This window comes from Synechocystis sp. PCC 6714 (genome assembly GCF_000478825.2).
In the GTDB taxonomy this organism is placed as follows: Bacteria; Cyanobacteriota; Cyanobacteriia; order Cyanobacteriales; family Microcystaceae; genus Synechocystis.
In genome coordinates this window covers 819,311-832,776 of the sequence record NZ_CP007542.1, presented here as the reverse complement: position 1 = coordinate 832,776, position 13,466 = coordinate 819,311, and the positions used below count along the sequence as shown (strand labels likewise).

Sequence of the window (13,466 nt, the reverse complement as noted above, 5' to 3'; positions counted from 1 at the left end):
GCTTTCTGACTGTCCTTCCTTTGCCAAGATCAGCATGGATTCCCTCCTTGTTCCCATTGTTCTGCTTTTTGTTATTGCCTTCGGCTGTGCTGTGGGTAGTTTTCTCAATGTGGTCGCCTATCGCTTACCCGCAGGTCTATCCCTCGTGCATCCCCCTTCCCGTTGTCCCCACTGTGGCCATTCTCTTGGCCCCAAGGAAAATGTACCGGTGCTGGGCTGGCTTTGGTTAAGAGGTAAATGCCGTTGGTGCCAAACCCGGATTTCCCCGCGGTATCCATTGGTGGAAGCAACCACTGGGCTTTTATTTGCGTTGATATTTTCGCATTTTGGCTGGCAATGGGAGACCCTGGGCTACTGGACGTTAATTAGTTTTTTGATTGCCCTGACCCTAATTGATTGGGACACGATGACTTTGCCTAATAGGTTGACTAAACCGGGCCTAGTGGTGGGCTTACTGTTTCATTTGCTTCTAGGTTGGCAAAGCGGTAACTTCATTGCTCCTTTAATAGAGGCGATCGCCTCGGCGGTATTAGGGCTTTGGCTGTTTGATCTAATCCGTATGGGAGGCAGTTTTCTGTTGGGCAAAGAGGGCATGGGGGACGGTGATCCCAAATTGGCGGCCATGGTGGGGGCCTGGTTAGGTTGGCAATCGCTACTTTTGACCACTTTTATCGCCTGTTTAATTGGTTCTATTTACGGCGGTTTGAAGCTACTTTTGGGCACATTGCAACGACGACAGAGTTTTCCCTTTGGCCCTTTTTTGGCGATCGGGGCAATGGTCAGTCTCTTTTGGGGGGAGAAAATAATTGCCAGTTACTTAAATTTTGTCGCTCCCCAATTTTGAATAATAGTATAAAACAAAGCTTGGATAAGATTATTTTCTTCGCATTAACGTTCTTCAATGTTAATGTTCGATTAACGTGATCTTCTTGGGTGCCTTAAAATGGTTATAGTCCATCCCATTCGGATTTCATGCCTTCCCATGTCCCTGCAATCGTTGCCCAGGATCTAAGTTTTCAGTGGTCTCCAGACCGTCCTGGCCTACAGGACTGTAGTTTGGCAGTGCCGCGGGGACAATTCTGGATGCTGTTAGGTACCAATGGCAGTGGGAAATCAACCCTGTTACGTCTGCTGGCTGGTCTGCTCACCCCCCACTCGGGCCTAGTTAAGTTGGCGGAACCCATGGGTTTTGTCTTCCAAAATCCTGATCATCAATTAGTCATGCCCACGGTGGGAGCTGATATTGCCTTTGGTTTAGTCAAAGAAAAACTCAGCCACCATGAAGTACAGGTGCGGGTGGGGGAAGCTCTCCAGGCGGTTAACTTAGCTGACATGGCCCGTCGTCCCATCTATGCCCTCAGCGGCGGTCAAAAGCAACGCATTGCCATTGCCGGGGCGATCGCCAGACATTGCTCTGTCCTGTTACTGGATGAACCCACGGCCCTTCTAGACCGGGAAAGCCAACAGGAATTAGTCTTGCAAGTGCAAAAGTTGGTTCAACAAAGAGGCATCACAGCCCTATGGGTGACCCATCGTTTAGACGAGCTAAGCTACTGCGACGGAGCTTTTCTGTTGGAAGACGGCAAAATTGTGGCCCAGGGAGATCCCAAACCCCTTAGACAGAGAATGACGAAACAGACTACGTTTAACCCCCTCTAGCCGTGAACCAGTCATCTCCCCTCCGTATTTTTCTGCTGGATGACCACCCCTACAGTCGTGTCGCCACCGTCGACCTTTTGCGTTTGAACAATTACCAAATTATTGAAGGGGAGACCCCCCAGACAGGGGATTGTGACCAGGTGGTGGAACAGGTGGGAAAAGTTGCCCCGGACCTGGTGTTGATGGATGTCAATTTAGTCCATCACAATGGCATTGAACTATGTCAGGCAATCAAGCACAGCCCCCTCGGCCAAAAAATTCCCATCATTCTCACCAATGCCATGGACGACCCCCAATGTCGTCTGCTCAGCCGGGCCAGTGGGGCCGATGCCTATCTGCTCAAACCCCTAGAACGGGTGGAACTACTCAACCAGGTAGATTTATTGATTCAGAAGAAGAAGTTGGCGGAATCCGTTACCCAGATTGAACAGGTTCTGTTTCGCCTAGCAGCGGTGGTGGAAGAACGCTATGCTGTGGGGGAAGCTCAAATTACCTGTAGCCAATTGGTGCAGGGTTTTGGCCAATTTCTCCAGCTAGAGCAAAAACAAATTGATGATCTGATGTTCGCCGCCCGTCTCCACAATTTGGGCTTACTTCAGGTGCCCGACGAAATTATGCTTAAGCAGGGGCCCCTCAGTCCCCCAGAATTGGATTGTGTTAGGGACCATGTCCGGGTGGCGGCAACGATTTTTGAACCCTTAGCTGGACGGAGGGCGGTGGGGGAAATTATGCTTTATCACCATGAACGGTGGGATGGCAGTGGTTACCCCGATGGACTGAAGGGAAAGCAAATACCATTGTTGGCACAGATTTTCCAAATTATTGATATTTTCACTGCCCTGACCAATAACCGTCGCTACAAAGAAGCGGTGAACACAGTCCAGGCTGTGGAGATTTTACAGGAGGAGGCCAAACGAGGCTGGCGCAACCCCGATATGGTGGATAAATTTGTTAATTTTATTAGCAAAAGTCAAATGGGATAATGGCGAAATTAGTAGATCAATTGGGCCGCTTTTGTTGACTACGGCTCTCCTGCCAGGTATTGCCAATGCCCTGGATAATGCCCTTGCCCACTAGCCCGATCGCCCTGCCTACCACTTGGGTGAGGAGAAACACCACACCATTGCCTAAAAACTCCACCACGGCCCTCAAGCGGGGAGAAAGGGCATCTCGACACTCTAAAACAATGGTAACAAACCAGGGAATTGCCCGGAGTTGGCCCAATTCCCGTTGCCGGGGAGCATAGACCTGGGTGGTCATAATGCCTGTGGGGGTAAGGTAAAAGAGGGTGTGTTGACTCTCAAAAATTTGCTTGGGATGGAGCCAATAGCGACTAAATTGATAGTACCAAGCCAAATCATTGCGAAATCTTGCTACCTGCCGTGAGGAAAGCATTGACTGTTCATAAAGAGCAATTTTAATTGCTTCATAATCAGCAAAATAGTTCAAAATAAAAACCATAGTGCTGTTGGCCAATTGAATAACTAAGTTTTGGGCATATAAATCGCTATATTGCCTTGCTTCGGAGGATTCCACAGCATATTCTTTTTGATTCACCATTAAGGGCTCGGCAAAGAGGAGGTGATGAAAAAGGGGCACCACAAAAGGAATTTTAGTTAATTTTTCCTGACTAATAATCGGTTGATAAATTTCCAACAAAGATTGGATTTGTTCCAGAGTGAATTCACTTTTAGGCTGACAGTATTTACCAAAAAAAGTGAGGCTCAAAGACCGCCACATTTCCCCCACAATGGATAGACAATTGTCCGGTAACTGGGCTGGTGTAATCCGGAGGGCTTGGAGTTCTTTAATTGTGGTTTCTAGTTGCTGTTGCGCCAGGGAAAGAAGTTCCTGACGCTTGAGGGGCTGGAGGATATCTAACTCTAGGGGGATGGAGGTAAGGTTTTCCACCTGTAACGGGAGTTGCTGAAGAATTTGTCCCAGGGGAGCCAAATTACCAGGGGGGCGTAGGGTGATGGCTTTAACCCCGGAGCGGCGGGGAGTGGGGGTTGGGCTGGGGAGAGAAGAAGAAGGAGCGAGAACGTTGGCGGCTTTATGCCAGGTCTTGAGGCGATGGGGCAATAAACTCCGCACCAACCACCGGGCAAATTTGAGTTCCCGTTGTCTACCCTGCCAAAAAAGTCGGTCAAAATCCGATAGGAATGGTATTTGTAAACTAGCTTGGGTTTGCTGGAGTCCCTGCTCAATTTGCCTAAGTCCATCCCGGAACATTGGCCAAATCAACTTTTCCCACGGGCTTAGGGGAGGTGTATGGACGGTTTGTAAACTGGGCCAACGGGTTTGTCCAGCGCGGACCTGTTTTAACCCAGCTACCAAGTCGACGATCGCCGTTCCCTTGGGAAAGTAGGCCTCAATGCCTTGGGTTTTGGCGGCCAGGAGTTGATCATATTCTAGGCTGGCGGTGAGCAAACAAATGCTGACCTGGGGATAGGCGGTTTGCAATTGACGCACTAGGGGCCAACCGGACTGGGCACGGCGGGGAAACTGGGGATCAATCAGCAAAGTATCTGGTGCTAAAGTTTCCAGTTGTTGGCGTAGATTATCTAGTCCTTCCCCCTCTCCCAGTATCTGTATATCAGGCTCCCTCCCCAAAGCGGTGACCAATCCCAGGCGAAACACGGGATCTTCATCAACAATCAAAATCGTTAAGGGAGAGTCACTCACGACAATGGTGGGGCCACAACACCGCCCATTCTAGACTGTCCACTAGCCAATGCCACCCAAATAGTTAAATTCTCCTTAAAACTCCCCTAAGCATGGACAAATATGGGGGGGGAAGGATTCGTTAGGGTTAAATTAACCTTACTGCCCACCGGAATTACTGTCTGTAAAGAAGTGCGGGCATGGATTTGCCGGCCAGCGGCAGTTTCTAAACAGTAGCGATACTCTCGACCAAGAAATTGGCGATCGCTGATAACCACAGGCCCATCACTGGCGGGGCTGAGCTCAATTTCCTCTTCCCGCAACATAATCTCCCCCGTTGAAGGTAGTTCCGGCTGGATATCCTGAAAAGATAAAGACCATTGGCCAAACTCCGTAGACCAGAATTCTCCTTCCCGTCGGGCCGGGACAAAATTAGCCTGGGTGACAAATTCCGCCACAAACCGGGACGCTGGCGATCGGTAAATTTCCTCCGGAGTGCCAATTTGCTCTAAATTACCCCGATACATCACCCCAATGCGGTCGGAAATGGCCATGGCTTCTTCCTGGTCATGGGTGACAAAAATGGCGGCGGTGCCTGTAGCCTTGAGAATATGGCGAATTTCGTGTCGTAACCTTTGGCGTACCTGCACATCCAGATTACTCAGGGGTTCATCCAACAGAATTAAGTTGGGTTTTGGTGCCAGGGCTCGGGCTAGGGCAATGCGTTGTTGCTGGCCGCCGGACAGTTCATGGGGATAGCGTTTCTCCAAACCTGTAAGTCCGACTAAATGCAGCACTTCGGCAATGCGGGCTTGGATCTGCTGACGTTTCAAGTTTTGGGATCTGTGACGCAAACCAAAAGCAATGTTATCGGCAATGGTGAGGTGGGGAAAAAGGGCGTAATCCTGAAAAACCATGCCCGTTTGTCGTTGTTCGGGGGGGGTCAGGCAATGGTCTCCAGAAACACAGTCCCCCTCCAAATGAACGGTGCCACTGGTGGGGGTTTCAAAGCCTGCAATGATTCTCAACAAAGTCGTCTTGCCACAGCCCGATGGTCCCAGAAGCCCGAGAATTTCCCCCGATGCTAAGCTAAAACTGATTTTCTTGAGCACCGGAGCCGATTGCCCTCGAAAGGTTTTACCTATGTCCTGTACCCTTAAAACAGATTGGTCTAGGGAGGCGGGGGCAATGGGGGAGGAGTAGGCTACTGTCATAGAAACCGGTGCGGAAACAATTTTTACAGGGCTGATCCCGTTTAAAACTCAGCTTTAAACCACTTAAAGCAGGGATTGACACCAAACTTTAAATAAGAATCATTTGCAAGAATTAAGATTAACACATGATTCCAGATAATCTCAATGGTCAAACCGTTTCTTTATTGATTCTGGCTCCCCGGGGGGCCGAAGCCCAGGCGATCGCCAAAGGGCTAGGAAAAAGTGGCCATATACATCTGCAACCCATGCCAGCGGGGGTCAATGGAGTGCAATCCTTCTTGGAAAATCTGGGTCGAACCTGGTCAGAGCAGAATAAACCCCAGGCATTATTGGTGATGGGAGTCACGGGTAGTTTATCTCCCCATTACGGCATTGGCCAGATGGTCTGGGTGGAAGAATGTCAATTTTGGCGCGATGGCAATAATTCCGAGCAAAAATACGTTGGCGATCGCCGATTGATGGAACAAATTAATCAACTATTGGGAAATCAGTGGGAAATTCCTTTGGTAAAAGGCATTACAGTGTCCCAGGTGGTTTGCCGAGGGGAGGAAAAGCGACTGTTGGGGCAACAATCGGCGGCCGAGGTGGTGGATATGGAAAATACAGCGGTGTTAGCCTTTGGGGCAAAGATGCAAATCCCCGTGGCTATTGTGCGGGTGGTGAGCGACACAGTGGATCAGGATTTGCCGGATCTGAGCAAGGCTTTTGATGCCCAAGGAGTTTTGCAACCTTTGCCTTTGGCCAAAGCCTTATTGAGCCGTCCCCTTGCTGGGGGTCATTTAATTTCAGGATCTTTGCGGGCCTGTGGCCAGTTGACGAAAATAGCCCGGAGTTTAAGTCAAGCCGGGGATGGAGTGGGGAAAGCCCTGGGCTGATGGGATTGTGGCAAAATGCTAGGGAACCAATCTTTGTAGGGCAGGCCTTGCTATGGACTTGATGCGGTCTTTACCCATCGGCTTATATTTGGAAAATCCGGTGACATGGTTGCACCGCCTTGACCCCAGGGTAAAGCTGGCTTGGCTGATGAGCTTTTTGTTAGCCCCAGTGCTAGCGAACGCTGTTTGGCGCATCGGCATTGTTGTTTTTTTAATAGTCCTAACCCTAGGGGTTCGTATTCCTTGGCGGGTATGGAAGCAACAAATGGGACTATTGGTGTTTTTTTCCGGTCTAATTTTTCTGTTAACCACCTTCAGCCCCGACGGTTTTACTGTGTTGGGGCAACCCCGATCGCCAGCTAGTGAAATCACTGTTCCCACCACCCCCTATCAGTACGTCTTGTTTGAATGGGGCAAACTGTTAGTAACCCGTCGCTCTTTGGAGTTGGGTATTCGCATTAGCACCTTAATTTTTACCCTAGTTTACAGCACTAACCTATATCTACTTACCACTGCCCCGGAGGAAATTACCGCGGGGTTAGAAGAGTTGATGTCCCCCCTGCGACGTTTTAAATTGCCCATTACAGAAATTACCTTAATTCTGACTTTGGCTCTACGCTTTATTCCTTTAGTAATGGAAGAAATTCAAAATCTTTTTCGATCCATTCGTACCAGAGCCATTAATTGGAAAAAATTAGGCATTAAACGCAGCGCTCAAATTTGGATTTTAGTGGTGGAAAGGTTACTAGAAAATCTTTTACTGCGGGCAGAGCAGATAGCGATCGCCATGGAAGTGCGGGGCTTTACCAGTCCCAATGAGCATCAGGTGCAATGGCATCAATTACGCATTGTCCGGGCAGATTGGTTAGTGCTGGGAACCTTGGTTCTATTTTGGGGCGCTCGGGTAGTGTGGGGAGGCATGGCCTAATGGCGCACCCTATAGCGGATCTCCGGGAGATGGCCCTGCAGGAACCGCAACCTTGGCACTGGGATTGTTTACCCTTACAAGGTCGTACTGGCAGTGCAGTGTTCAGTAAATTGTTTGGCGAGGGAAGCATTGCCACTTTGCTGGAAAGTCCCTACCCCCCTTCGCCGGATTATCCCCATCTAGGGCGTTATTCCCTCTGTGCCGGCCCACCAAGAAAGGGTCGATTATTGACCCCTAGGTTGCAAGAAATTTTTAGCGTCTTAAATCAACTTTTTCGATTTAATCATAATGTAAATTTGACAGAAAATATTCCCGATCATCTGCCATTTCATGGTGGTTGGTTGGGGTGGCTAGGTTACGATACCGCCTGGGCCATAGAAAAATTACCTTATTTAAAGGCTGACGATTTACCTTTTCCTGTGGCTTATTGGTACGAACCTGAAAATTTTGCGATTTTAGATCACCAAGAACAATTATTGTGGTTGGCCACCACCGACCGGGGACAAATTAAGCTTTTTCAAACTCAGTTAGCCGAGGAAGATAACTTAATTTCACAGCCCCAATTTCCCCCATTAAATTTGACTTACACCACTGACCAAAATCAATATGAAGCCATGGTCAACCAAGCGAAACAATACATTAAAGCGGGGGATATTTTCCAAGCTAATTTAACACTACGTTTCATTGCTAAAAGTGAGCAAAAACTCAACAGTTGGCAGGTCTATGAACATCTACAAACTATCAATCCTTCCCCCTTCGCTAGTTACTGGCGATCGCCGTGGGGAGATGTGGTTAGTTGTTCACCGGAAAGATTAGTGAAACTAGAGAAAAATATTGCCCAAACCAGACCCATTGCCGGCACCAGGCCCAGGGGAAAAAATTTGGACGAAGATGAACAATTACGGCGGGAACTATTGGTCAATAAAAAAGAATTGGCAGAACATATCATGCTAGTTGATTTAGAGCGCAATGACCTCGGGCGGGTCTGCACCTGGGGCACGGTGGAAGTAGATGAGCTATTGGCGATCGAACGTTACAGCCATGTGTCCCATTTAGTTAGTAACGTAAGGGGAATTTTACAACCAGGCAAAACCGGAGTGGATTTAGTCAAAGCCCTTTTTCCCGGTGGCACCATTACTGGCTGTCCCAAGGTGCGTTGTCTAGAAATTATCGAAGAATTAGAACCAGTGCGACGGAGTTTGTTTTATGGTTCCTGCGGCTATTGGGATCAACGGGGTAACTTAGATTTAAATATTCTTATTCGCACCCTTTTATTCACCCCTGGACAAGTAACAGGACAAGTAGGAGCGGGCATTGTGGCCGATAGTGATCCAACTAAGGAATGGTTAGAATCATTGCAAAAAGCCAAGGCTTTATTGGCAGCATTGGAGGGAGTATAAAAAATATGGGATTTTTCAAAGGCTTTACTTATCCACTCCGCACATTCAAAATTCTACGTGAAACTCCAGGATTACTAGTTTATATTATTATTCCTTTAATTATTAATATTAGCCTAGGTGTGTTACTTTATTGGCAACTATTAAATCTAGGCAATGATAGTGTTGATATACTACGTGATTATGCCCAGGATTGGGTTGAGCTTTTAAGCCAACGTATCCCTCAAATACTGCCTTATATCTTACCAATACTAAAATTTATCTTTTTTCTTTATATCTGGCTAATACGCTTACTATTGCTAGTTATTGCGGGATTTTTGCTTTCCCAAGTGGGGGGATTATTAGGTTCCCCTTGGTATAGCGTCTTATCAGAAAAGCTGGAAAAAAAATTGCTAGGTAAATTAACCATTCAGGAAGTGGGATTGTTACAGGACATCAAACGGGCTTTGGCTTTTGAACTGAAAAAAATAGTTTTATTAATTATTTTTACCATTATTGGTTTTTCCACTAACCTCCTGCCTGCATTTGGTACTCCCCTTGCCACATTAGTAGGCATTAGTTCTACATCTTTATTAACTTGCTTAGATTTTTTTGACCCTCCCCTCGAACGCCGCCGTCTCAGGTTTCGTCGTAAGTTACTATTGATTTTTCAATCTTTACCCCTGAGTGCTGGCTTTGCCCTAGCAAGTTTAGTTTGGGTCAGCATTCCTCTGGTTAACTTAGTAACTATTCCTTTTTGTGTTACCGCGGGTACTTTATTTTTCTGCGAAGAAATTTACCCCCGTTTTTTCCAATCCCAGGAAGAAATAGAAGTGGAGGTAAAATAAAACTCTCCCTTAAAGACGTACGTTTTTTCACTATGGAAAAAAGTGGGCTGCTTAGGAAATTTTTAATTTTAAAACTCTTATAGTTAATTTAATTGAAAGTAAGACATCGACCAAAGCTAAAAGTGTCTTTGGTAAAGACTTTAGTCATCTCAATCTTATTTGAATTAACTATATTTGGAAAGGGTTTCAGTGATTATTAGTCCTAATCTTCCTAATCTTTGCTATATCAGCAAGCTTAGTTTGCCTTAAAAAAATACGGGTTAATTAAGCTTACTAAATAGCTTTGGAAAACATCTGCTGTTGTTGCTTACTTTGCAGATAGGTATCAAACACAGCGGCAATGTTACGAATTAAAATCCGACCCCGGGGTGTAACTTCTAACCCATCTCCCAACCTACGCAGTAAACCATCAGCTTCTAGGACATCTAAGGCAGTTAATTCTTTGGCGAAATAGTCGTTAAAGTCACAATCAAAACCAAGGTTATACTTGTCTTCTAATTCCTGGGCAGAGAGCTTAAATTGACACATTAACTCTTTGATTACAGTACGACGAATCAAGTCATCTTGACTCAGTTTAAAGCCTTTTTCAATGGGAATTTCCTGACGGTCTAGGGCATTATAAAAAGATTTTAATGTTTTATGATTTTGGGCATATACATCCTGCAACATGCTGATGGAAGTGATGCCAAAACCTAACAAATCCGATTCTGGTTGGGTAGTATAACCCTGAAAGTTACGGTGCAATTCCCCCTGTTGTTGGGCGATCGCCAGCTCGTCATTAGGTTTGGCAAAATGATCCATGCCAATGAAAAAGTAGCCTTGTTCAGTTAAATCAGTAATGGTAGCTTGCATAATTTTTAGCTTTTCCGCTGCTGGGGGAAGGGCCGCCTCTGGCATTTTCTTTTGTACCGGTTTGAGCCAGGGCACATAGGCAAAATTAAACACAGCAATGCGGTCAGGATTAAGCTGAGCTGTTTTACGCAAAGTCTCTCGGAATGTAACGAGGTTTTGATGGGGCAAACCATAAATTAAATCGACATTGACGCTGTCAAAATTAGCTTCCCGAATCCAATTCATTACCTCAAATAACATAGCTTCCGGTTGAATTCGATTAACCGCTTCCTGTACTTGATGATTAAAATCTTGGATGCCAAAACTAATGCGATTAAATCCCAATTGACGCAGTGCAAAAATATAATCTCTGTCTATATAACAGGGATTCACTTCAATGGAAACTTCAGCATTTTCTGCCAGCGGAAAAGCATTAGTGATGGTAGTGAATAAAAATTCTGCTTGCTCCAAACTGAGATAATTAGGTGTACCACCACCCCAGTGTAATTGTTGGACCGGTCTGTGTTTATCTAGTAAAGGTGCCACCATAGCAATTTGTTTTTCCACTGCTTTGAGGTAGGGATCCACCGCTGGTTTATGTTGGGTAATGATGGTATTGCAACCGCAAAAATAACAAGCTTTGGCACAGAAAGGAATGTGACAATAGAGCGATAGGGGCGTTTTTTTATAATTGCCCAGGTTGATGGCTGCCCTAAAATCACTGAGATCAAATTCCGGAGTCAATTCTGTGGCTGGAGGATAGCTAGTGTAGCGGGGAATGCCTTGGTTATATTTATTTAATAATTCAGCATTAAATTCGATGGCAGGAAATGCGGTATTCATAAATTTAGATATTATCGAAATTATTTAAACAAATTTTTATCAAAGTATTTATTTTTTTTAATTATGGAAAGAATATTTTAGCTTTTTTCTTAGGTGAAATGAATATCAAATTGCAAAATCAAGAAAGTAATAAAACTTGACTAGCAGAGTTTATATTTAATTGATTTTTTGCTTAGAAAAAATTGTCATGGAGAGCATTTAAGCAAAAATCAATATTCTCTCAATCTCCCCGTTTAACCTATTCCCCCACCATTAAGGCTACAGGATGGCCAGCAGTGCTTTGGGCTTCCGTGCTACCAGGACGATCCTGACGAGTTAATAAGTCAAAGGTGTGTTCCCCGATCGCCGTTCGGATTAAACTTTCTAGGTCATGCATCACGTCCCGATTGAGGGCAAAGGCATAATTAGCTTCTTCCACAATGCAATCCATGGTTGCTTCATCTAAGGGCAAACTATTCAAAGCATCACGGTACATTTCTTTAAACTGACGGCGCGCAACCGGAGTAGGCAAACTATCAAATTCGTACATGGCGGTGCCTTTTCCCTCCGGCAATTGCAAGGCAGAACGGATAATATTTTTTAAGCTTTGACCACCGGATAAATCACCTAAATATCGGGTGTAGCAATGGGCAATGAGTAATTTAGGGTCGCCTTTGGCAAGGGCTTTAAGTCGATCAACATAAATTTTGCCGCAGGGGGTTGGCTGAATTTCCCGTTCCCAGTTGGGACCATAATAGTAGGCTAAATCCTCGGCCAAATTATCGGTGCGATTCAGCTCAGGAAAATAAATTTCGCTAATAATTGCATTATCTCGATTTAGTCGTAATGCGCCCTCTAACGTGCTGTAAACGTAATATAAATTGGCTAATAATTGACGAAAGGGTTCCCGTTCTACAATACCTTTGAGGAAGCATTTCATATAGGCTGTATTTTCCGCCAGGGTGTGGGACTGTTGGGTACCGTGACGAAGTTTCTGGGCAAGGGTAGTCATAGTTTTTACCAAAAAGAATGATGAGCAAAAATCGGAGTGAATTCCAAAGGAGTAAAATTTAGTCAGGCAAAGTTAAAACTATTAGTTAAATGTTAGTTAAATTTAGTTAGACTTTGATTTGCTTTTCAAAAAATAAAGCCATTAGCACACCACACCCCGACGGGCTTCTGCATTGACTGGTTTTTGCAAAAAGATACAGAGCATTTGCCAAATAATTACAGTAATCCAGGGCAATTTTTGGCAAAATTTAACTAATTTAGGGGAGTCACCATTGGCGATCGCCGTTAGTTTTTCATTGGCGGCGGCACAGGCTTCTAGACGGGGAAAAAATCGGGGATTATCCGTGTCCAGAACTTCTGGAAAAGCTCGAGCGGCGGTCTCATTGGTGTTTTTCACCACATCAATGTTGTATTGCTTGGCGTCTAGGCCGACGGATTGATAAAAATCTGTCCGTTCAAACACGGTCAAAGTATGGGTGACAAATACAGTCAAAAGGAAAAAGCGAGCCCAGAGTCGGGATTGCCAGGTTTTCCAGAGGGCGGTTTGGGAACGGAGTAAAGCTTTAAAAAAGTCCCCGTGGCGATTTTCATCTTGACACCAACATTCAAAATAGTTAAACAGGGGATAAATATTGTGATCAGGATTTTTTTCCAGATGGCGGAACATTAAAATATAACGCCAGTAACCAATTTTTTCCGACAAATAAACAGTGTAAATTACCCATTCCGGTGGAAAGAAAGTATAGGTTCGTTTCTGGGTTAGATAACGTAAATCGAGGGAAAGACCAAAATCCGCCATGGCCTTGTTAATAAAACCGGCGTGGCGAGCTTCATCCCTAGCCAATAGGGCAAAAGCTTCTGCTAATTTGGGGCTACGACCCTTAAGACGGCGGGATAATTCCTTAAACAGTAGAAAACCAGAAAATTCAGACGTACAAGACCGTTCTAAAAAATCAATAAATGCTAGGCGAGTAGTGCCATCAATGTGATCAAAACTACGTTTAAAGTCATCATTACGCACAAAATGGTGGCGATTGTAATCCGCCCGCAACTCCTCCAACGCCGCTTCAATTTCCTCATCCTGGAGAGTCAACACCATATTGGCAACTTTATCAAAATCGGTGGTGTAGAAACGGGGGGTGAGCAGGGTTTCTTTAACAGGGGCTTTGATGCCGGGGCGAATGGTTTCTAACTGAGTCGGGAGGGAGGTGGATACCATCGTTAATTAACGGAAAAAT

At 45.5% G+C, this 13,466-nt stretch carries 12 protein-coding genes; 7 read left to right on the top strand and 5 right to left on the bottom strand.

Features of this window, described 5'->3' with window-relative positions; genetic code table 11:
• The first annotated feature begins 34 nt into the window (after nt 1-34).
• From D082_RS03730 to D082_RS03720, 3 genes are all read left to right on the top strand, one after another.
• A complete protein-coding gene (locus D082_RS03730; RefSeq protein ID WP_028949086.1) occupies nt 35-844 on the top strand; it encodes an A24 family peptidase in 810 nt (269 codons plus the stop codon).
• A gap of 128 nt (nt 845-972) precedes the next feature.
• Nucleotides 973-1,659 carry an energy-coupling factor ABC transporter ATP-binding protein gene (locus tag D082_RS03725; RefSeq protein WP_028949087.1) on the top strand — a complete coding sequence of 229 codons (687 nt, stop codon included), beginning with the start codon at nt 973-975 and terminating at the stop codon, nt 1,657-1,659.
• A gap of 2 nt (nt 1,660-1,661) precedes the next feature.
• Nucleotides 1,662-2,642, top strand: coding sequence for an HD domain-containing phosphohydrolase (locus D082_RS03720; RefSeq protein WP_028949088.1), 981 nt, complete (start codon nt 1,662-1,664; stop codon nt 2,640-2,642).
• Between the two features lie 16 nt (nt 2,643-2,658).
• Here the strand turns inward: D082_RS03720 and D082_RS03715 are convergent, their stop codons facing one another.
• Together D082_RS03715 and D082_RS03710 are read right to left on the bottom strand one after the other, a co-directional pair.
• Nucleotides 2,659-4,344 carry a DUF3685 domain-containing protein gene (locus D082_RS03715; RefSeq protein ID WP_028949089.1) on the bottom strand — a complete coding sequence of 562 codons (1,686 nt, stop codon included), beginning with the start codon at nt 4,342-4,344 and terminating at the stop codon, nt 2,659-2,661.
• A gap of 86 nt (nt 4,345-4,430) precedes the next feature.
• On the bottom strand, nt 4,431-5,537 hold the full coding sequence (locus D082_RS03710) for an ABC transporter ATP-binding protein (RefSeq protein WP_051738668.1): 1,107 nt from the start codon (nt 5,535-5,537) through the stop codon (nt 4,431-4,433).
• Nucleotides 5,538-5,662: 125 nt separating this feature from the next.
• Here D082_RS03710 and D082_RS03705 point away from each other — a divergent pair, with 125 nt between their 5' ends.
• Genes D082_RS03705 through D082_RS03690 form a run of 4 tightly spaced genes read left to right on the top strand, consistent with a single transcriptional unit; the run spans nt 5,663 to nt 9,564 of the window.
• Entirely contained in the window at nt 5,663-6,412 is a 750-nt protein-coding gene (locus D082_RS03705; protein ID WP_028949091.1) for a hypothetical protein, read from the top strand.
• A 52-nt stretch (nt 6,413-6,464) separates the two neighbouring features.
• Nucleotides 6,465-7,340, top strand: coding sequence for an energy-coupling factor transporter transmembrane protein EcfT (locus D082_RS03700; protein WP_028949092.1), 876 nt, complete (start codon nt 6,465-6,467; stop codon nt 7,338-7,340).
• Nucleotides 7,244-8,740: an anthranilate synthase component I gene (locus D082_RS03695; RefSeq protein ID WP_081857604.1), complete on the top strand. Its 1,497-nt coding sequence runs from the start codon at nt 7,244-7,246 to the stop codon at nt 8,738-8,740. Before D082_RS03700 ends, D082_RS03695 begins: the two co-directional genes overlap by 97 nt.
• 5 nt (nt 8,741-8,745) lie before the next feature.
• The gene (locus tag D082_RS03690) at nt 8,746-9,564 is read left to right on the top strand and encodes an EI24 domain-containing protein (RefSeq protein ID WP_238546820.1); all 819 of its coding nucleotides are present in this window, start codon (nt 8,746-8,748) and stop codon (nt 9,562-9,564) included.
• A 273-nt stretch (nt 9,565-9,837) separates the two neighbouring features.
• Here D082_RS03690 and hemN read toward each other — a convergent pair whose 3' ends face one another.
• The 3 genes from hemN to acsF all read right to left on the bottom strand — a co-directional run bounded on the left by hemN (nt 9,838) and on the right by acsF (nt 13,447).
• On the bottom strand, nt 9,838-11,238 hold the full coding sequence (hemN, locus tag D082_RS03685; RefSeq protein ID WP_028949095.1) for an oxygen-independent coproporphyrinogen III oxidase: 1,401 nt from the start codon (nt 11,236-11,238) through the stop codon (nt 9,838-9,840).
• 238 nt (nt 11,239-11,476) lie between these two features.
• Nucleotides 11,477-12,229, bottom strand: a complete 753-nt coding sequence (locus D082_RS03680; RefSeq protein WP_028949096.1) for a heme oxygenase (biliverdin-producing) — start codon at nt 12,227-12,229, stop codon at nt 11,477-11,479.
• Nucleotides 12,230-12,370: 141 nt separating this feature from the next.
• A complete protein-coding gene (gene acsF / locus D082_RS03675; protein ID WP_028949097.1) occupies nt 12,371-13,447 on the bottom strand; it encodes a magnesium-protoporphyrin IX monomethyl ester (oxidative) cyclase in 1,077 nt (358 codons plus the stop codon).
• Nucleotides 13,448-13,466 lie beyond the last annotated feature (19 nt).

Bases quoted from the DNA above. Each gene is read 5' to 3' on its own strand.
- D082_RS03700 (WP_028949092.1), top strand. From the start codon at position 6,465: ATGGACTTGATGCGGTCTTTACCCATCGGCTTATATTTGGAAAATCCG.
- D082_RS03725 (WP_028949087.1), top strand. From the start codon at position 973: ATGCCTTCCCATGTCCCTGCAATCGTTGCCCAGGATCTAAGTTTTCAG.
- D082_RS03710 (WP_051738668.1), bottom strand. From the start codon at position 5,537: ATGACAGTAGCCTACTCCTCCCCCATTGCCCCCGCCTCCCTAGACCAA.
- D082_RS03695 (WP_081857604.1), top strand. From the start codon at position 7,244: ATGGCATCAATTACGCATTGTCCGGGCAGATTGGTTAGTGCTGGGAAC.
- D082_RS03730 (WP_028949086.1), top strand. From the start codon at position 35: ATGGATTCCCTCCTTGTTCCCATTGTTCTGCTTTTTGTTATTGCCTTC.
- acsF (WP_028949097.1), bottom strand. From the start codon at position 13,447: ATGGTATCCACCTCCCTCCCGACTCAGTTAGAAACCATTCGCCCCGGC.
- D082_RS03705 (WP_028949091.1), top strand. From the start codon at position 5,663: ATGATTCCAGATAATCTCAATGGTCAAACCGTTTCTTTATTGATTCTG.
- hemN (WP_028949095.1), bottom strand. From the start codon at position 11,238: ATGAATACCGCATTTCCTGCCATCGAATTTAATGCTGAATTATTAAAT.
- D082_RS03690 (WP_238546820.1), top strand. From the start codon at position 8,746: ATGGGATTTTTCAAAGGCTTTACTTATCCACTCCGCACATTCAAAATT.
- D082_RS03680 (WP_028949096.1), bottom strand. From the start codon at position 12,229: ATGACTACCCTTGCCCAGAAACTTCGTCACGGTACCCAACAGTCCCAC.